15 protein-coding genes are annotated in these 18,544 nt (G+C 67.1%); 6 read left to right on the top strand and 9 right to left on the bottom strand.

Annotated elements, in window-relative coordinates:
• Nucleotides 1–82 precede the first annotated feature (82 nt).
• Both H162_RS0117710 and H162_RS0117705 read left to right on the top strand, forming a co-directional pair.
• Nucleotides 83–2,173, top strand: a complete 2,091-nt coding sequence (locus tag H162_RS0117710) for a TonB-dependent receptor domain-containing protein (protein WP_020654829.1) — start codon at nt 83–85, stop codon at nt 2,171–2,173.
• 59 nt (nt 2,174–2,232) lie between these two features.
• The gene (locus H162_RS0117705) at nt 2,233–2,655 is read left to right on the top strand and encodes a MerC domain-containing protein (RefSeq protein ID WP_156885673.1); all 423 of its coding nucleotides are present in this window, start codon (nt 2,233–2,235) and stop codon (nt 2,653–2,655) included.
• Here H162_RS0117705 and H162_RS0117700 read toward each other — a convergent pair.
• The 7 genes from H162_RS0117700 to rpe form a co-directional block, all read right to left on the bottom strand.
• A complete protein-coding gene (locus tag H162_RS0117700) occupies nt 2,621–6,763 on the bottom strand; it encodes a CheR family methyltransferase (protein WP_084677046.1) in 4,143 nt (1,380 codons plus the stop codon). The genes H162_RS0117705 and H162_RS0117700 overlap by 35 nt on opposite strands.
• A 301-nt stretch (nt 6,764–7,064) precedes the next feature.
• Nucleotides 7,065–7,865 carry an indole-3-glycerol phosphate synthase TrpC gene (gene trpC / locus H162_RS0117695; protein WP_020654826.1) on the bottom strand — a complete coding sequence of 267 codons (801 nt, stop codon included), beginning with the start codon at nt 7,863–7,865 and terminating at the stop codon, nt 7,065–7,067.
• A 47-nt stretch (nt 7,866–7,912) separates the two neighbouring features.
• Nucleotides 7,913–8,950: an anthranilate phosphoribosyltransferase gene (gene trpD, locus H162_RS0117690; RefSeq protein ID WP_020654825.1), complete on the bottom strand. Its 1,038-nt coding sequence runs from the start codon at nt 8,948–8,950 to the stop codon at nt 7,913–7,915.
• Between the two features lie 68 nt (nt 8,951–9,018).
• On the bottom strand, nt 9,019–9,582 hold the full coding sequence (locus H162_RS0117685; RefSeq protein ID WP_020654824.1) for an anthranilate synthase component II: 564 nt from the start codon (nt 9,580–9,582) through the stop codon (nt 9,019–9,021).
• Nucleotide 9,583: 1 nt separating this feature from the next.
• Nucleotides 9,584–11,080, bottom strand: coding sequence for an anthranilate synthase component I (trpE, locus tag H162_RS0117680; protein WP_020654823.1), 1,497 nt, complete (start codon nt 11,078–11,080; stop codon nt 9,584–9,586).
• 187 nt (nt 11,081–11,267) lie between these two features.
• Nucleotides 11,268–11,966, bottom strand: coding sequence for a phosphoglycolate phosphatase (locus tag H162_RS0117675; protein WP_020654822.1), 699 nt, complete (start codon nt 11,964–11,966; stop codon nt 11,268–11,270).
• Nucleotides 11,966–12,634 (bottom strand): ribulose-phosphate 3-epimerase, encoded by a 669-nt coding sequence (gene rpe, locus H162_RS0117670; protein ID WP_020654821.1) that lies wholly within the window; start codon nt 12,632–12,634, stop codon nt 11,966–11,968. Before rpe ends, H162_RS0117675 begins: the two co-directional genes overlap by 1 nt.
• Before the next feature lie 175 nt (nt 12,635–12,809).
• On the opposite strand from rpe, the gene apaG reads away from it, so the two are divergent.
• A complete protein-coding gene (gene apaG / locus H162_RS0117665; RefSeq protein WP_020654820.1) occupies nt 12,810–13,184 on the top strand; it encodes a Co2+/Mg2+ efflux facilitator ApaG/CorD in 375 nt (124 codons plus the stop codon).
• Here apaG and H162_RS34760 read toward each other — a convergent pair whose 3' ends face one another.
• Nucleotides 13,185–13,346: a hypothetical protein gene (locus H162_RS34760; protein ID WP_020654819.1), complete on the bottom strand. Its 162-nt coding sequence runs from the start codon at nt 13,344–13,346 to the stop codon at nt 13,185–13,187.
• A 10-nt stretch (nt 13,347–13,356) separates the two neighbouring features.
• Here H162_RS34760 and mltA point away from each other — a divergent pair, with 10 nt between their 5' ends.
• Nucleotides 13,357–14,634, top strand: a complete 1,278-nt coding sequence (mltA, locus tag H162_RS0117655; protein ID WP_051109951.1) for a murein transglycosylase A — start codon at nt 13,357–13,359, stop codon at nt 14,632–14,634.
• A 6-nt stretch (nt 14,635–14,640) separates the two neighbouring features.
• On the opposite strand, the gene H162_RS0117650 is transcribed toward mltA, so the two are convergent.
• A complete protein-coding gene (locus H162_RS0117650; protein ID WP_020654817.1) occupies nt 14,641–15,942 on the bottom strand; it encodes an MFS transporter in 1,302 nt (433 codons plus the stop codon).
• Nucleotides 15,943–16,018: 76 nt separating this feature from the next.
• Here H162_RS0117650 and H162_RS0117645 point away from each other — a divergent pair, with 76 nt between their 5' ends.
• Both H162_RS0117645 and H162_RS0117640 read left to right on the top strand, forming a co-directional pair.
• Complete coding sequence (locus H162_RS0117645; protein ID WP_020654816.1) at nt 16,019–16,795, top strand: enoyl-CoA hydratase; 777 nt, start codon at nt 16,019–16,021, stop codon at nt 16,793–16,795.
• Between the two features lie 63 nt (nt 16,796–16,858).
• The gene (locus tag H162_RS0117640) at nt 16,859–18,337 is read left to right on the top strand and encodes a phospholipase D family protein (protein WP_229452127.1); all 1,479 of its coding nucleotides are present in this window, start codon (nt 16,859–16,861) and stop codon (nt 18,335–18,337) included.
• The last annotated feature ends 207 nt before the right edge of the window (nt 18,338–18,544 follow it).

The raw sequence follows: 18,544 nt of genomic DNA, 5'->3' as shown, positions 1-18,544 counted from the left end.
TGGCTTATCACTATCAATGAGGTTCCGGAGCGCCGCGGCAGCGCCCGGACCGGCTCATTCATCCATCATCGAGGAAGCATCCATGCCTGACTTCACCTGCAAGCGCACGCCGCTCACCCTGGCGCTCGCGCTGGCCTTCGGCGCGCCGCTGGCCGCATTCGCCCAGACCGCGCCGGACCGCCTGGCCGCCGATCCGGACAGCGTGCCGACCGTCGTCGTTTCCGCCAGCGCGCTTGGGGTGATCAGCGACGACATGGTCACGCCGGTGACCTCGCTCGGCGGCGGGGAACTGGTGCGCGTGCGCGAGTCGACCCTGGGCGAAACCCTGGCCAACCAGCCCGGCATCACGTCCAGCCACTTCGGCGCCGGCGCCAGCCGCCCGGTGATCCGCGGCATGGACGGTCCGCGCGTGAAGATCCTGTCGGACGGCGCGGAAGTGCAGGATGCCTCCACCATCAGCCCCGACCATGCGATCGCCTTCGAGCCGGTGCTGGCCGAGCGCATCGAGGTGCTGCGCGGCCCGTCGGCGCTGGCCTATGGCGGCGGCGCGGTGGGCGGGGTGGTGAATATCCTCGACCGCAAGATCCCGACCCGGATGCCGGACAAGGCGGTCGAAGGCAGCGCCGAAGTGCGCACCAATTCGGCGGCGCGCGAGAAGACCGGCGCCTTCGAGCTGACCGGGCGTGCGGGCGATCACATCGCGGTCCACGCCGAAGGCGTCAAGCGCGACGCCCAGCCCTACCGGGTCGGCAGCGGCTGGAGCGAAGGCCGCAAGGTCGAAGGCAGCTACAAGGAAACCGCGACCGGCACCGTCGGCCTGTCCTGGATCGGCGCACGCGGCTACCTCGGCGCGGCGTATACCAGGGAGCGTACCGAATACGGCATCCCCGGCCACCACCACGAGTTCGAAAGCTGCCACCCGCATGGAGACCACCTGCATTGCGGCGGCGAGGAGCACGGGGAGGAAGAGGGCGGGCACGAGCACGAGCATGGCGACGAGCATGGCGCGGCGCCTTACGTGAAGCTCGAGAGCGACCGCTGGGACGTGCGCGGCGAGTACCGCAATCCGGTGGCGGGCATCGAGAAGCTGCGCCTGCGCGCCTCGTTCACCGAGTACCGCCACGACGAGATCGAGGGCACCGAGGTGGCGACCTCGTTCGCCAGCCAGGGCCACGACCTGCGCCTCGAGGCCGAACACGCGCCGATGAAGGGCTGGCGCGGCGTGGCGGGCGTGCAGACCACGCGGCGCGACTTCAGCGCCACCGGCGCGGAAGCCTACGTGCCGTCGAGCGTCACGAAGAAGCATGCCGCCTTCCTGACCGAGGAATACAAGCTGAAGGACTGGCGCTTCGAGGCCGGCCTGCGCCACGAATGGCAGGATATCGCGGTCGCAGGCAGCAGCCTGGACGACACCAGCGCGCGCGGCACCTCTGCGTCGGTGGGCGCGGTCTGGAAGTTCCGCCCCGACTACTCGCTGCGCGCCTCGTTCTCGCGCAGCCACCGCCTGCCGAGCGCAGAGGAACTGTATGCGGACGGCGTGCACCTGGCCACCGCCACCTACGAGATCGGCAACCCGGACCTGGTCAAGGAAACCTCGAACAACCTGGACCTGACCCTGCGCAAGTTCGCGGGCCCGACCACGTTCTCGCTGAGCGCCTTCCACAACCGCGTGGACAATTACATCCACGCGCACACGCTCGACGACCACGAGGGCTTCCAGCTGATCGAGTACGCCCAGCGCGACGCGACCTTCACCGGCCTGGAAGGCGAGATCCGCCGCAAGCTGTCGGCGTCGCTCGACGCGACCGTGTTCGGCGACTACGTGCGCGCGAGGTTCGACGGCGGGGAGGGCGGCCGCAACCTGCCGCGCATCCCGGCCCACCGCGTCGGCGTCAAGCTGGACGGCAACTGGCGGAACTGGCACGGCCTGGTGGAGTTCTACCGCGTCGGCAAGCAGGACAAGGTGGCGGACTTCGAAGCCCCGACCGGCGGCTACAACATGCTGAACCTGGGTACCCATTACACCACCCGCATCGGCGGCGTGCCGGCGCAGTTCTACGCACGCATCAACAACCTGGCCGACGAACTGGCGTTCAGCCACACCTCCTTCATCAAGGAAGCGGCGCCGCTGACCGGCCGCAACCTGACCGCCGGCCTGCGCCTGGTCTTCTGACGCGCGCACCAGTGGGCCGGCATGGGGCCGGCCCGTCATCGATTGACATGGAGGTGGACATGAAGGGCCTGATCAGATTCGGCGACTATGCAGGCATGACGGCGTCCGCGCTGTGCCTGGCGCACTGCCTGGCCATGCCGCTGCTGCTGGCGGCCTTTCCCATGCTCGGCCTGGCGCACGCGCATGACGGCTTCCACGACACCCTGCTGGCCGCGATCAGCCTGCCGGTCCTGCTGGCGCTGCTGCCCGGTTACCTGAGGCACCGCGACGCCAGGGTGCTGGCGGCCGGCATCGCGGGACTCGGCTGCTTCCTCGCCGCCGTATTCGTCATCAGCCCGCTGTTCGGCGAACTGGCGGAAGCGGGCTGCGCGATCGCCAGCGGCGTGCTGCTGCTGTACGCGCACCTGCGCAACCGGCGCCTGTGCGCGTGCTGCGCGGCCGCCCGGCCTAGTGCGCGCGCCGCCGCAGCAGCTCGGGAATGATCGCCATCAGGCGGTCGATCGACATCGGCTTGCCGAGATGCGCCGCGAAGCCGGCTTCGCGCGCCTGGGCGATGTCCTGCTCGCGTCCCAGCCCGGTGACCGCCACCGCCGGCAGGTGGGCATGGCGGGGCATGGCGTGCACTTCGCGCAGCAGCGCATAGCCGTCCATCGCCGGCATCGAGATGTCCGATACCAGCAGGTCGACCTGTTCGTGCTCGAGCAGCCGGAGTGCGTCCAGCGCACTGGTGGCGGTCAGCACGTGGGCGCCATGCATGTCGAGCAGCGCCTTCATGACCTCCACCGCATCCTCGACATCGTCGACCACCAGGATGCGCAAGCCATTGATGTGCGGGCCTGTCGCCTCGCCCTCGGCGCCGTCGGCGGCCGGATGCTGCTGCTCCAGCAGCGGCAGCCAGACCGAGAAGAGGGAGCCCTTGCCGATCCCCTCCGAAAACGCCTCGATCCGTCCGCCATGCAGGCCGACCAGTTCGCGCACCAGCGCCAGGCCGATGCCGAGGCCACCCTTGGAGCGGGTGGTCACCGAGTTGGGCTGGCCGAACATGTCGAAGATCTTCGGCAGGCTTCCCGGTGCGATGCCCTGGCCCGTATCGGCCACGTCGATCCGCGCCTTCCCGTTCTCGCACGCCAGGCGGACTTCGATCCGGCCGCCCGCCGGCGTGAACTTGATGGCATTGCTGAGCAGGTTCATCACCACCTGCTCGAGGCGCACCGCATCGGCCATCACGCACATGCCCTCGTCGACCACGCTGAGGGCGATCTCGAGCCCGCGCGACACGGGGTCGGCGTGCGCCACCTCGATGATGGCGCCGACCACCTTGCCGATGTCTACCGGCGCCATCGACAGCGCCAGCTTGCCGGTACGCACGCGCGACATGTCGAGCAGGTCTTCGATGATCGTGGCCTGGCTCATGACCGACTGGCGGATCGCCTTGGTGCACCGCAGCGCGGTGCCGGATTCGCGCACCTGGGGCACCCGCGACAGCAGTTCGGCGTTGATGTTGATCATGTTGAGCGGCTGGCGCAGTTCATGCGACATGATCGCGAGGAACTCGTCCTTCATCGCCATCGCATTCTCGGCGCTGTAGCGTTCGCGCTGTTCGTGGCTGATCGCCTCGTCGCGTTCGCTCATCTGGCGCAGGCGGTCGGTCTGGTCGCGCGCGATCTTGGCATAGCCGTACGCCGCGTTGGGGCCCAGCGGGGTGGTGACGCCGCTCGAGAAGAAGCGGCTGCCATCCTTGCGCATGTGCCAGCGCTCGTCCTCGGCGCGGCCTTCCTCGCGGGCGCGCCGCATCTCGTCCTCGGGAGCGCCCCGTTCGAGGTCTTCGGGCACGTACAGGCGGTCGAGCAGGCAGCCCAGCATTTCCTGTTCGGTATGTCCGAAGATCCGTTCGGCGCCCTTGTTCCAGCTGGTGACCCGTCCGCCGGCATCGGTGGTGACGATGGCGTAGTCATGGGTGCTTTCGGCTACCAGGCGCATGCGCGCCTCGCCGGCCCGCACCTGTTCCTCGGCCTGGCGGCGCGCGCTGATGTCGAAGAAGGTCATCACGGCGCCTTCGATCCGGTCCTCGATGGTGCGGTACGGCAGCAGGCGCACGATGTAGCAGCGTCCGTCGTTGCTGCGCACCTCGCGCTCGACCGGACGCAGGGATTCGAAGGTGGCGCTGACGTCATCGGCCAGCTCGTCGTAGTCGAGCCGGTGGGTCAGGTCGAGCAGGGAGCGGCCGAGGTCGGACGGAATGATGCTGAAGATGTCGGCCGCGCGCGGCGTGAAGCGCTTGATGCGCAGCGCGCTGTCGACGAACACGGTGGCGATGTCGGTGGACGCGATCAGGTTGTTGAGGTCGTCGTTGGCCTTGCCGGTTTCCTCGACCTTGACCTTGAGCTCGTAGTTGACCGTGATCAGCTCTTCATTGACCGACTGCAGCTCTTCCTTGCTGGTTTCCAGCTCCTCGGTCGCCGAGCGCAGCTCCTCGTTGATGGCCTGCAGCTCTTCGTTGGAGGCGCGCAGCTCCTCGGTCGAGACCTCGGAATACTCGATTGTCTCGCGCAGCTGCTCCTTGACGCGCTGCAGCTCCGCTTCCAGCTGGGCCAGGACCACGTCGGCGCCGCGTACCTCGCCGCCGGGCGGCGCCACCGTGTCGGGCGCCACTTCGGTGAACAGCACCAGGATGAACTCGCCGGCGCTTTCCTCGTCGCGATAGGGCTGGACCCGCATGCCGATGGTGAGCGAGCCGGTGGGCAGCTGGAGCGGGATGGGGCGGCATTCGACGGTGACGCCGTTCTGGTGCGCCTGGTACAGCGCGCTGCGCAGTTCGAGCCGCAGCTCGGGCAGCACCAGCGCCAGCACGTTGCGCGAGGGCTCGCCGCCACCCATGCGCAGGAACTGTCCGGCCGGCTGCGACATGTGGACGATGTTCGATTCGCGGTCGAGCACGACCGAGGGCGGCGCGACCTGGGCCAGGGCGCGCTGGTGTACTTCCGCATACGAGAACTGGCGCCGGGCCGGCTGGCGCGCGACGGCGTCCGGGATGCGGGCGATGTTGCCGGACACCTGGCCGCCGCTGTAGCGCACGGCGCGCGCGGTCGGACGGGCGCGGTAGATGCGGTTCTTCTTGTCGACCGGGATGAAGAAATCGCTGACCGACTCGGCCGACTCCGAGCTGCCGAGGAACAGGTAGCCGCCCGGCTTGAGCGCGAAATGGAACATTTCGAGGACGCGGGACTGGGCGTCGCGGTTCAGGTAGATCAGCAGGTTGCGGCACGAGACCAGGTCGAGCCGCGAGAACGGCGGGTCGCGCAGGAGATCGTGGGCGGCGAACAGGATGCGGTCGCGGATCGCCTTGCGGATGCGGTAGCGGTCGCCATCCTTGGCGAAGTGCTGGCGCAGGCGCACCGGCGCCACGTCGGTGATGATCGAGGCCGGATAGACGCCGTTGCGGGCCTGGACGATGGCCTGCTCGTCGATATCGGAAGCGAAGACCTGGAACGAGGGCGGCTGGGCCATCTCGGCCGCGTGGTCGGCCAGCAGCATCGCCATCGAGTAGGCTTCCTCGCCGGTGGAACAGGCGGCCACCCACACCCTGACTTCCTCCGTGGGCCCGCGGTCCTTGAACAGCTCGGGAACGATCTCGCGCTCGACGGCTTCGAAGGAATCGCGGTCGCGGAAGAAGTTCGTGACCCCGATCAGCATGTCGTCCAGCAGGGCGGCGTGCTCGCGCGGGTCGGATTCGAGCAGGGCGCAGTAATCCGGCAGCGTGTGCACGCCGCGCACCTGCAGGCGCCGCTCGATGCGGCGCAGCACGGTCGCGCGCTTGTACTGGCGGAAATCGCGGCCGGTGCGGCTGAGCAGGAGCGCGATGATGCGCTGCAGCGCATCCTCGGCCAGGTCGACGGCGGACGGGTCCGGCAGGTGGGCACCCGGATCCTCGCCTTCGCCGGTCGGCGGCAGCTCGATGATGCGCGCGTTGTCCCACAGGTCGACCAGCTTTTGCGGCAGGTCCGCCACCGGCAGCACGAAATCGACCATGCCGGTGCGGATGGCCGCCTGCGGCATGCCGTCGTGCTCGGCGTCTTCCGGAGACTGCACCAGGGTCAGGCCACCCTGTTCCTTGACCCGCGTCAGGCCGACCGCGCCGTCCGACCCGGTGCCCGACAACACGATGGCGATCGCGCGTTCGCGATGCACTTCGGCCAGGGTGCGGAAGAAGATATCGATCGCGATATGCCCGCCGCGCGGACGTTGCAGCTCGGACAGGCTGAGGTAACCGTCGACCATCGACAGCTGCTTGCTGGGTGCGATCACGTACACGTGGTCAGGCTCGAGCAGTACCGGCGCCACGACCTGGATGACAGGCATGCCGGTCGCGCGCTGCAGGACCTTGTCCGCCGAACTCTGGTGTTTCGGCGACAGGTGCAGGATCACGACGAAGGCCATGCCGGTCCGCTGAGGCATGTTCTCGAAAAAGCGTAGCAGGGCCGGCAGGCCGCCGGCGGAAGCGCCGATGCCCACGACCGGGAAGTCGATATGGCTGGGAACAATTCTCCGCTCTGTCGGCGGAGTGGAAGGCTCGTTGGCGCAATCGTGCATACGATTCATTTGCTCGGGAAAGGCGTCAGTGTAGTTGATCCATGCACATGGGAGAGAAAAAATGAACTGTCAAATTGTTGCATATTTGGCAGCACCCATTCATATGGCGAGAAGGCCGGCGCCTCGCGGCCAGTATCGATACGATACTCCAAGGCCCTTGCCTGTGCGCGTACGGAGCGGGCGCCATGGCATGGCAGTGCGGCGGCGCAGGCCGCAAGGTCGCGGGGAGGGCGCAATGCGCGGCGCATCGGGCGCAGCGCATTCGCCGGAAGGGGAAGTGGGAGAGTCCGCCCGGCGGGGTTCAGGCGAACAGCCGCTGCAGTTCCAGTCCCGGATTCGGCGCGCGCATGAAGGCTTCGCCGACCAGGAAGGCGTGCACGTCGGCGTCGCGCATGCGCTGCACATCGCCCGGGCCGAGGATGCCCGACTCGGTCACCACCAGCTTGTCCGCAGGGATGCGCGGCAGCAGTCCCAGGGTGGTGTCGAGCGTGACCTCGAAGCTGCGCAGGTTGCGGTTGTTGATGCCCAGCAGGCGCGTGCGCAGCTTCAGCGCGGCGTCGAGTTCCTCGCCGTCGTGCACCTCCACCAGCACATCCATGCCCAGTTCGAGGGCGCAGGCTTCCAGGTCCGCCATCAGGCCATGGTCGAGGGCCGAGACGATCAGGAGGATCGCATCGGCGCCCATCGCGCGCGCCTCGTAGACCTGGTACAGGTCGACCATGAAGTCCTTGCGCAGCACCGGCAGCGGGCAGGCGGCGCGCGCCTGGCGCAGGTAGTCGGGCGAGCCCTGGAAGAACTGGACGTCGGTCAGCACCGACAGGCAGGCGGCGCCATGTTCGGCATAGCTTTGCGCGATCGCGGCCGGCTGGAAGTCGGGGCGCAACACGCCTTTCGAGGGCGAAGCCTTCTTCACCTCGGCGATGACGCCGGCGTGGCCGGCGGCGATCTTCGCGCACAGGCCGTTCTCGAAGCCGCGCAGGGTGCGGCGCGCTTCCAGGTCGCTCTCGACCTCGCGGCGCAGGCTGGCCAGGTCGCGCTGCTTCCTGGCGGCGGCCACTTCGTCGGCCTTGACGGCCAGGATCTTGTTCAGGATGTCGGACATGTGGGACTTTCAGGGTTGTTTCGATAGCGCCAGCGCGATGCCGCGCCTCAGGCCGCGCCGCCCAGCTGGCGGGTGACCTGCACGAACTGCTCCAGCTTGGCCAGCGCCGCGCCGGAGGCGATCGCCGCGCGCGCCCTGGCCAGGCCTTCCTCGATCGAGGCGCAGACGCCCGCCGCGTACAGCGCGGTGCCGGCGTTCAGGGCGACGATGTCGTGCGCCGGTCCCGGCTCGCCGCGCAGCGCTTCCAGCACGCGCGCCTTCGATTCGGTACTGTCGGCCACCTTCAGGTTGCGGCTGGAGATCATCGAGAGGCCGTAGTCCTCCGGGTGGATCTCGTATTCGCGGATCTCGCCATTGACCAGTTCACCGACCAGGGTGCCGGCGCCGAGCGAGACCTCGTCCATGTTGTCGCGGCCCCAGACCACCATCGCATGCTGGGCGCCCAGGCGCTGCAGCACGCGCACCTGGATGCCGACCAGGTCGGGGTGGAACACGCCCATCAGGATGTTCGGCGCGCCGGCCGGGTTGGTCAGCGGTCCGAGGATGTTGAAGATCGTGCGCACGCCCAGTTCGCGGCGCACCGGGGCGGCGTGCTTCATCGCCGCGTGGTGGTTCGGCGCGAACATGAAGCCGATGCCGGTCTGCGCGATCGACTGCGCGATCTGCTCGGGTTTCAGGTCGATGCAGGCGCCCAGCGCCTCGATCACGTCGGCGCTGCCGGACGAGGAGGACACGCTGCGCCCGCCGTGCTTGGCGACCCGCGCGCCGGCGGCGGCGGCCACGAACATCGAGGCGCTCGAGATGTTGAAGGTGTTGGCGCCGTCGCCGCCGGTGCCGACGATGTCGAGCAGGTGGGTAGTGTCGGCCATCGGCACCTTGGTCGAGAACTCGCGCATGACCTGGGCGGCGGCGGTGATCTCGCCGATGGTTTCCTTCTTCACGCGCAGGCCCATGGTCAGCGCGGCGATCATGGTGGGCGACATTTCGCCCGACATGATCTGGCGGAACAGGTGCAGCATCTCGTCGTGGAAGATCTCACGGTGTTCGATGCAGCGCAGCAGGGCTTCTTGTGGGGTGATCGGCATGGCGGTTCCAGTATGCTAGGCGTAATAGGGGCGTCAGGCCGCCGTGGCGGCGCCAGCACGGCTGCGGATCAGCGCGTGAGGAAATTCTTCAGCAGCGTATGGCCGTGTTCCGACAGGATCGACTCCGGGTGGAACTGCACCCCCTCGATGTCGTACTCCTTGTGGCGCACGCCCATGATCTCGCCGTCGTCGGTCCAGGCGGTCACTTCGAGGCAGGCCGGCAGCGAAGCGCGTTCGATGGCCAGCGAGTGGTAACGGATCACGGTGAAGGGAGTCGGCAGGTCCTTGAACACGCCTTCGCCGGTGTGGGCGATCAGCGAGGTCTTGCCGTGCATGACCTGCTTGGCGCGGATCACCTTGCCGCCAAAGGCTTCGCCGATGGCCTGGTGGCCCAGGCACACGCCCAGGATCGGCAGCTTGCCCTTGAACTCGCGCAGGATGTCGAGCGAGATGCCGGCATCCTTCGGCGACTTCGGTCCCGGCGAGATGCAGATGCGTTCCGGCTTCATGGCCTCGATCTGCTCGAGCGTGATTTCGTCGTTGCGCACGGTGCGCACGTCCTGACCCAGTTCGCCGAAATACTGGACGATGTTATAGGTGAACGAGTCGTAGTTGTCGATCATCAGCAGCATGTCAGAGCTCCCCATCCAGGCCGTCCTGGACCTGTTCGGCGGCGCGCAGCACCGCGCGCGCCTTGTTCTCGGTTTCCTGCCATTCCATCTCGGGAATGGAGTCCGCCACGATGCCGGCCGCGGCCTGCACGTACAGGTTGCCGTCCTTGATCACGCCGGTGCGGATCGCGATCGCCACGTCCATCTCGCCGCCGAACGACAGGTAGCCGCACGCGCCGCCATAGATGCCGCGCTTGACCGGCTCCAGCTCGTCGATGATTTCCATGGCGCGCACTTTCGGCGCGCCGGTCAGGGTGCCGGCCGGGAAGGTCGCACGCAGCACGTCGAGGTTCGACATGCCGTCCTTCAGGCGGCCTTCGACGTTCGAGACGATGTGCTGCACGTGCGAGTACTTCTCGATCACCAGGCGGTCGGTGACCTTGACGCTGCCGGTTTCGGCGATGCGCCCGATGTCGTTGCGCGCCAGGTCGATCAGCATCACGTGCTCGGCGATCTCCTTCGGATCGGCCAGCAGTTCGGCCGCCAGCTCGGTGTCGCGCTCCGGCGTCGAACCGCGCGGACGGGTGCCGGCGATCGGGCGCAGGGTGATCTTCTTGCCGCCCTCCGGCAGGGCCTCGTTGCGCACCAGGATCTCCGGCGAGGCGCCGACGATCTGCATGTCGCCGAAGTTGTAGTAGTACATGTAGGGCGAGGGATTCAGCGAGCGCAGCGAGCGGTACAGCGACAGCGGCGAGTCGACGTAGGGCTTGCGGATGCGCTGGCCGATCTGGACCTGCATCAGGTCGCCGGCCATCACGTATTCGTGGGCCCGGGCCACCGCTTTCAGGTAGTCTTCCTTGCTGAAGTCGCGCACGGCTTCGGTGCGCACCGAGCTGGAGGTGACGGGGGCGTCGACGCTCCGGCGCAGCATCATGCGCAGGTCCTTCAGGCGCTGGCGTCCGCGGGCGAAGGCTTCCGGCAGCGACGGGTCGGCGTACACGATCAGGTACAGCTTGCCCGACAGGTTGTCGATCACCGCCAGTTCTTCGGTCAGCATCAGCTGGATGTCCGGCAGGCCCAGTTCGTCGGGCGGGCAGGTGTGCGCCAGCTTGCGCTCGATGTGGCGCACGGTGTCGTAGCCGAAGTAGCCGGCCAGGCCGCCGCAGAAGCGCGGCAGGCCGGGGCGCAGCGCGACCCTGAAGCGCTGCTGGTACTGTTCGATGAAGTCGAGCGGATTGCCGTCGAAGGTCTCGACCGTTTCGCCGTGCTTCACGACCTCGGTGCGGGTGCCGGTGGTGCGCACCAGCGTCGACGCGGGCAGGCCGATGAAGGAATAGCGGCCGAAGCGCTCGCCGCCGACCACCGACTCCAGCAGGAAGGTGTTCTTGCCGGACTGCTGGGACTGGGCCAGCTTGAGGTACAGCGTGAGCGGGGTTTCGAGGTCGGCGAAGGCTTCCGCGATCAATGGGATGCGGTTGTAGCCCTGGTTGGCCAGCGATTTGAATTCGAGTTCGGTCATGCTTTTCTCCAGACCGCCCAAGGAGGGGCGGTGGTTCTTGTCAAAAAACCTGCCGGAGGACGAGCGCGACCGGCAGCAATCGGGACGGGTTACTTAGCCCAGGATTGCCAGCGTCGCCACAGCCAGGCCTCAAGGGCGCCGGTCTGGTTGACAGTGTGTTTTTTGGTGAAAAACATGTATATATAAGTTAGCGTGATGTGCGATTGTGGGCACGGATCAGGTCAGCTGCGTCCAGCAGCGAACTAACTATACCATCGGAATTAATTTCTTGTATAGGCCGTCCGTGGTTATATCCATATGGCACGGTGAGCACATAGCAGGCAGCGGCCCGCGCGGCTTCGGCGTCGTTCGAGGAATCGCCGATCGCCACCACCTGGCTCGGCGGCAGGTCGAAGGCGCTGCACACCTGCAGCAGCGGCATCGGGTCGGGCTTCTTCTTCGGGAACGAATCGCCGCCGTAGACCAGCTCGAAATACGGCGCCAATCCTTTTTGCGCCAGCAGCGGGGTGGTGAACGCGACCGGCTTGTTGGTCACGCAGGCCAGGCGCAGGCCCAGCGCGCGCATGGCGTCCAGCCCCTCGAGCACGCCGTCGAACAGGGTGGCGCGTTCGCCGTTGATGGCGAGGTAGTGGCGCTGGTAGCCGGCCATGGCGTCATGGTAGGCCTCCTCCACGCGCGCCGTTTCCCAGTCGAGCGAGAGCACGTCGCGCACCAGCTTCTCGGAGCCCTTGCCGACCAGCGGCTTGATGGTCTCCTGGGTGATGGGAGCCAGGCCCAGGTCGCGGCGCATGCCGTTCAGGGCCGCCTCGAAGTCGGGCACCGTGTCGAGCATGGTGCCGTCCAGGTCGATGATGGCGGCCTTGATCGCCGCTGCGCCGGCCCGCATTATTTACCGACCTTGGCCAGTTCGGCGCGCATGGCGTCGATCACGGCCTTGTAGTCGGGTTTGCCGAAGATGGCCGAACCGGCCACGAAGGTGTCGGCGCCTGCGGCCGCCACTTCGGCGATGTTCTCGGCCTTGATGCCGCCATCGACTTCCAGCATGATGTCGCGGCCCGATTCGTCGATCATGCGGCGCGCGATCGCGGTCTTCTTGAGTGCCTGCGGGATGAAGGACTGGCCGCCGAAGCCCGGGTTGACCGACATGATCAGGATGATGTCGATCTTGTCCATCACGTGGTCCAGGTAGTGCATCGGGGTGTGCGGGTTGAACACCAGGCCGGCCTTGCAGCCGTTGTCGCGGATCAGCTGCAGGGTGCGGTCGATATGGTCCGACGCTTCCGGGTGGAAGGTGATGATGTCGGCGCCGGCCTTGGCGAAGTCCGGGATGATGCGGTCGACCGGCTTGACCATCAGGTGCACGTCGATCGGCACCTGCACGTGCGGGCGGATCGCCTGGCACACCAGCGGGCCGATGGTCAGGTTGGGGACGTAGTGGTTGTCCATCACGTCGAAGTGGATGATGTCGGCGCCGGCGGCGACGACATTGCGCACTTCCTCGCCCAGGCGGGCAAAGTCGGCGGACAGGATGCTGGGAGCGATACGGTAGGTCATGGGAGGACGGTGCGGTTACGGTGAATCCGCTATTTTACGCTGCTTGGGTGCAAGCCGCCGCAGGCCTGGCGACTGCTTTCGTCCACAGGCGGTATGATTGTCGTTTGCGCCATACGGCACAAGCGCCCGCTCTGATGTCAGGCGAGCAATTTCCAATTCCACGCAAGGAAAGTCAATGTCCGCTTACGATTTCGCTGTTACCGTCAAAACGCAATACTTGCCGGAGCAGTCCAATCCGGACCAGGGCAATTTCGTGTTCACTTATACGATCACGATCAGGAACACCGGCAGTATCGCCGCGCAGCTGATCTCGCGTCATTGGGTGATTACCGATGCCAGCAATCATGTACAGGAAGTGCGCGGCCTGGGCGTGGTCGGCCACCAGCCGCTGCTGCAGCCGGGCGAGCAGTTCGAATACTCGAGCGGCACCCAGATCGCCACGCCGCAGGGCTCGATGGCGGGTGAATACTTCTGCGTGGCCGAGGACGGCCATCGCTTCGAAGTCACCATTCCCGAGTTCGTGCTGTCGCTGCCGCGCGCATTGCACTGATCAAGGCTTGTCCCGGTCGCCGTCGCTTCGTGCGTCACCCGGCGCCGGCGGCCGGGGAGGGGCCTTGCGGTCGACGTCCTTGCGGCCGGCGAACATCGTCCACCAGACGATAAACACCAGCAGGAACAATGCCACGCCGGCTTCCACCATCAAGATCCACATATCGTTCCTTATGCTTTCGACACGCCGCAGTGTAACCGCTTCGCTTGCCCTCGTCGCCTTTTTGAGCGCCTGTTCCACCACGCCGCCGCAGGGCCCGATCCCGCCCGAGCCGGCGGTCCCGCCGATCCCGCCCACGCCGCAGCAGGCGCCGATCCCGCCCGACCGGATGCCGCCGCCGCTCGGCCCCGTGGTGGTGCCGCCGGTCCAGCCGGTGCCCCCGATGACGCCCACCACCTTCGGCGCGCTGCCCGGCTGGGAGCAGGACGATCTGCGCGAAGCCTGGCCCGCCTTCATGCAGTCCTGCCGCGGCCTGGCGTCCAAGGCCGACTGGAAGCTGCCCTGCGCGGCCGCGCGCACGGTCGATGCGGGCGATGCCGCCGCCGTGCGCCAGTTCTTCGAGGGCTACTTCGTCCCCAACCTGATGCGCAGCGCGGATGGCGCCGACACCGGCCTGATCACCGGCTACTACGAGGCGATGCTGTATGGCTCGCGCAAGCGCAACGGCGCCTACCAGACCCCGCTCTACCGGGTGCCGGACGACCTCATCACCATCGACCTGGGCAGCGTCTACCCCGACCTGAAGAGCCGGCGCCTGCGCGGCCGCCTGTCGGGCAAGAGCGTCATTCCCTATAACAGCCGGGCCGACATCGCGCGCGCGCCGCTGTCGGGCAAGGAGCTGCTGTGGGTGAACGATCCGGTCGAAGCCTTCTTCCTCGAGGTGCAGGGTTCGGGCCGCGTGCAGCTCGATAGCGGCGAAACCGTGCGCGTCTCCTACGCCGACCAGAACGGCCATCCCTACAAGGCGATCGGCCGCTGGCTGGTGGAGCAGGGCGAACTGAGCGCCGAGGAGGCGACCGCCCAGGGTATCCGCGCCTGGATCGCCACCCATCCGGGACGCCAGCAGGAGCTGTTCAACGTCAATCCCAGCTATATCTTCTTCCGCGAGGAGCGCCTGCCCGACCCTTCTGTCGGCCCGAAGGGCGCGCTGGGCGTGCCGCTGACCCCGGGGCGCTCGGTGGCGATCGACCCGGCCTTCGTGCCGCTCGGCGCGCCGCTGTTCCTGGCCACCACCGAGGCCGGCAGCGAAGTGCCGATGCAGCGCCTGATGATGGCGCAGGATACCGGCGGCGCCATCCGCGGCGCGGTGCGGGCGGACTTCTTCTACGGCTTCGGCGCCCCGGCGGTGGACAACGCAGGGAAGATGAAGCAGCGCGGCACGATCTGGGTGCTGTTGCCGCGCCCGGCGGCGCCGTTGGCGCCGGCCCAGTCGGTGTCGCGGCAGCGCTAGTCCTTTTTAATCGCGCACCTCGCGCAGGCGGGCGCCGAACACGGCGCCTGCCGCCAGCGCAATCGCGCCCAGCGCGATGCACACCAGTCCCGCGCGCACGCCGAAACCCTCCCCGAGCGCGCCGGCCAGCATCGCTCCCAGCGGCGCGGCGGCCACGGTGAGCGCGCGCATGGTCGCCACCATCCGTCCCAGCAGCGCGTCCGGCGTGACCCGCTGGCGCAGCGCGGAATAGGGGACGAAGAACAGGGTGGCGCCGCAATCGATCCAGAACACCACGATGCCGTAGGCGAGCGCCGTCAGGGTGGCGCTGCCGAACAGCGCCGGCGGAATCGCCGGCACCAGGGCGAAGCCGAGCGCCGACATGCACAGTCCGACCAGGATCGCGCTGCCGGTGCCCAGCCGCCGCGAGAGCGGCTTGACCAGCATCGACGCCGCCAGGATGCCGGCGCCGCCCAGCATTTGCGCCGTTCCCATCACGCCGGGCGACATGCCGAGCACGCGGGTGGCGAACAGCACGTGCAGGGCCGTGTAGCCATAGAACAGCAGGTGCCAGCTGGCCGAGGTATAGGCGAGGGTGCGCAGCAGCCGGTGGTTCCAGACGAAGGCCAGCCCTTCCTGGATGTCGCGCAGCGGATGCGAAGGCGGGCGCTCCGGTTTCGGTTCGCGCGCCCGGATGCGGGTCAGGTTCCACAGGGAGAGGACGAAGCCGGCGACGTTGCATAAGATGGCTACCGGGGCGCCCAGTACCTGCACCAGGGCGCCGGCCATGCCCGGACCGACCAGCCGGGCCGCCGACTCGGTCGCGGCGAACTTCGATTGCGCATCCACCAGGCCGTCGCGTCCGACCAGGAAGGTCAGGAATACCTGCTCGGCGCTGCCGCCGACCACGTAGCCGGTGCCGATGGCGAAGCCCACCGCGTACAGCCAGCCAACCGACAGCGCGTCGAACCACCAGGCGAGCGGCACGCTGGCCAGGGCGGTGGCCACCATCAGGTCGCTGCACATCATGATCGGCAGGCGCCGGTTGCGGTCCAGCAGGACGCCGGACGGGAGCCCGAACAGCAGGAAGGGCAGGGATTCGAAGGCGGCCAGGATGCCCATCTGGCCGGGTGTCGCGTGCATCAGCAGGGCGGCGCAGATCGGCAGGGCCAGCAGGGTGATCTGGGAGCCGAAGTGGGCCAGGATGCTGCTGAACCAGAAACGGCGGAAATCGGCGCTGCCCAGCAGCCTGTCGCCGGCGAAGTGGCGGGCGATGCGCTTGTTGCGTAGGAAAAGGATGGTAGTCTCGCGGAGCGTATTGCTGAACAAATAATCATACCGCCGATTACGCGGCAGGAACCGTTACAATCGCGGCAATCCGTCCAAACCGATGAAGGGATGTCTCATGGAATATGCAGATCTGCTGATCGAAACCCACGGCAAGGTCGCCGTGATCCGCCTGAACCGTCCGAAGGCGATGAACGCGCTGAACGACAACATGATGAACGAGCTGGGCCAGGCCCTGTACAAGTTCGACGCCGACCCGGCCGTCAACGTCATCGTCCTGTCGGGCAGCGACAAGGTGTTCGCCGCGGGCGCGGACATCGCCGCGATGGCCAACTACACCTATGCCGATACCTATCCGGGTAATTACATCGGCCGCAACTGGGAACACATCCTGAATGTGCGCAAGCCGGTCATCGGCGTGGTGGCCGGCTACGCCCTGGGCGGCGGCTGCGAACTGGCGATGATGTGCGACTTCCTGATCGCTTCCGACAGCGCCAAGTTCGGCCAGCCTGAGATCAAGGTCGGCGTGACCCCGGGCGCCGGCGGCACCCAGCGCCTGCCGCGCGCGATCGGCAAGTCGAAGGCGATGGACATGCTGCTGACCTCGCGCATGATCGATGCGGCGGAAGCCGAGCGCACCGGACTGGTGTCGCGCATCTTCCCGGCCGACCGGCTGATGGAAGAGGCGCTGGCGGTCGCGACCCAGATCGCCGAGATGCCGGTGAGCGTCGCGATGGCGATCAAGGATTCGGTCAACCGCGCCTATGAGACGACCCTGACCGAGGGCGTACGCTATGAGCGCCGTTTCTTCCACGCCGCATTCGGCACGCCGGCCCAGAAAGAGGGCATGTCGGCCTTCCTGGAGAAACGCAAGCCGAATTTCGAAGGGCTCTGACGAGTGAGGGCGCCACGAAAGCTGCTTTGGCTGCTCTCGTTGGCGCTCTTCGCGGGAGTGATCGTGGTCGCGAGCAAGGTCGATTCGTTGCCGGCGCTGAACCGGCGCGCCGCCTCGGTGGCCGTGACCGGCACCGACGACACCTACCTGGGCAGGTGTATCGTTCCGCTGACCGTCGCCCATCCCGGGTTGACGGGGATTCATGCGCTGCAGGAAGGGCGCGAGGCCTTCGCCGCCCGGGCCCTGCTGGCGCAGCATGCGCAGCGCAGCCTGGATATCCAGTACTACATCTGGCGCAACGACACCACCGGCACCCTGCTGTTCGACGAACTCAAGGCGGCGGCCGGCCGCGGCGTGCGGGTTCGCCTGCTACTCGACGATAACACCACGTCCGGACTCGACGCGGTGCTGGCGGAGCTGGATGCGCATCCGCTGATCGAAGTCCGCCTGTTCAATCCGTTCGCAATCCGGAAGCCGCGTGCACTCAATTTCGTGACCGATTTCGCGCGCGTGAACCGGCGCATGCATAACAAGTCCTTCACTGCGGATAACCAGATCAGCATCGTCGGCGGGCGCAACGTCGGCGACGAATACTACGGCGCCGCGAGCGCGGTGCTGTTTGTCGACCTGGACGTGATCACCGTCGGGCCGGTGGTGAGGGAGGTTTCGAACACCTTCGACCGCTACTGGAACAGCCCCTCCGCCTATCCGCTGGCCTCGATCGTGTCCGCTGCCGCTGCCGGTGCTGCGCAGCCGACGCGCGACGCCGCGCTTGCGCACACATATATGGAGGCGGTCCGGAATTTGCCATTTTTCGACCAGCTGACGCAGGGAGCGCCGTCCTTCGACTGGGCGCCGGTGCGGCTGCTCAGCGACTCGCCCGGCAAAGTGACCGGCAACCCGGGGAAGAATGGGATCGTCGCCGACAAGCTCAGGGCCTTGTTCGGCAATCCGCAGCGCGGTCTCGACCTCGTCTCGCCGTATTTTGTGCCCGGCAAGGACACCGCGAATGAGTTCATCGGCTTCGCCAGGCGCGGCGCAAGCGTCCGGGTGCTGACCAATTCACTGGAAGCGACCGACGTCGCGGCGGTGCATGCCGGTTATGCCGAGTGGCGCAAGCCGCTGCTGGAGGCGGGTGTGAGATTGTATGAATTGCGGCGCGAATGGGCGGGAGAGCCGGGGGAAAAGCAGGCGGGCGGTCCGGGAAGCTCGGATTCGGCCCTGCATGCAAAGACGTTCGCCGTGGACGGAGAGCGCCTGTTCGTCGGTTCCTTCAATCTCGACCAGCGCTCCATGCACCTGAATACCGAAATGGGCGTGGTCATCGATAGCCCGGAGCTGGCGCGCCGCCTGGCGCTGAGGCTGGATCGCGCCATCCCGAAGCGTGCCTATGAGGTTCGCCTCGACAAGGACGGCGCCCTGTATTGGATCGAACGTCAGGAGGGGAGGACGCTGCGGCATGACGTGGAGCCGGGCACGACCTGGCGCAAGCGCACGGCCGTCTGGCTGATGTCCTGGCTGCCCATCGACTGGTTGTTGTAAGCGAACGCCAACTGCATGTCCCTCTTGCGTTAACCGGGCGCGGCTTGCTATAGTCTCGCTCCCTCGACGCAGACAGTGCTGCAAAGCGCTCTGAACAGAGGGTGAAACAAAAAGAAGTTGACGACAAACGCAAAACACCGCATAATCTCGCTTCTCTGCTGCTGACGAACACAACGCTTCGCAGTGCAGCAAAAATGCAGTACCGAA

The organism is Massilia niastensis DSM 21313 (genome assembly GCF_000382345.1).
Taxonomy (GTDB): Bacteria; Pseudomonadota; Gammaproteobacteria; order Burkholderiales; family Burkholderiaceae_D; genus Telluria; species Telluria niastensis.
The sequence above is the reverse complement of the archived record's forward strand: the minus strand, read 5'-3'. Positions and strand labels throughout refer to the sequence as shown.

Excerpts from the sequence above, each read along its gene's own strand:
- H162_RS0117710 (WP_020654829.1), top strand. The coding sequence starts at position 83 with ATGCCTGACTTCACCTGCAAGCGCACGCCGCTCACCCTGGCGCTCGCG.
- H162_RS0117705 (WP_156885673.1), top strand. The coding sequence starts at position 2,233 with ATGAAGGGCCTGATCAGATTCGGCGACTATGCAGGCATGACGGCGTCC.
- H162_RS0117700 (WP_084677046.1), bottom strand. The coding sequence starts at position 6,763 with ATGCACGATTGCGCCAACGAGCCTTCCACTCCGCCGACAGAGCGGAGA.
- trpC (WP_020654826.1), bottom strand. The coding sequence starts at position 7,865 with ATGTCCGACATCCTGAACAAGATCCTGGCCGTCAAGGCCGACGAAGTG.
- trpD (WP_020654825.1), bottom strand. The coding sequence starts at position 8,950 with ATGCCGATCACCCCACAAGAAGCCCTGCTGCGCTGCATCGAACACCGT.
- H162_RS0117685 (WP_020654824.1), bottom strand. The coding sequence starts at position 9,582 with ATGCTGCTGATGATCGACAACTACGACTCGTTCACCTATAACATCGTC.
- trpE (WP_020654823.1), bottom strand. The coding sequence starts at position 11,080 with ATGACCGAACTCGAATTCAAATCGCTGGCCAACCAGGGCTACAACCGC.
- H162_RS0117675 (WP_020654822.1), bottom strand. The coding sequence starts at position 11,966 with ATGCGGGCCGGCGCAGCGGCGATCAAGGCCGCCATCATCGACCTGGAC.
- rpe (WP_020654821.1), bottom strand. The coding sequence starts at position 12,634 with ATGACCTACCGTATCGCTCCCAGCATCCTGTCCGCCGACTTTGCCCGC.
- apaG (WP_020654820.1), top strand. The coding sequence starts at position 12,810 with ATGTCCGCTTACGATTTCGCTGTTACCGTCAAAACGCAATACTTGCCG.
- H162_RS34760 (WP_020654819.1), bottom strand. The coding sequence starts at position 13,346 with ATGTGGATCTTGATGGTGGAAGCCGGCGTGGCATTGTTCCTGCTGGTG.
- mltA (WP_051109951.1), top strand. The coding sequence starts at position 13,357 with ATGCTTTCGACACGCCGCAGTGTAACCGCTTCGCTTGCCCTCGTCGCC.
- H162_RS0117645 (WP_020654816.1), top strand. The coding sequence starts at position 16,019 with ATGGAATATGCAGATCTGCTGATCGAAACCCACGGCAAGGTCGCCGTG.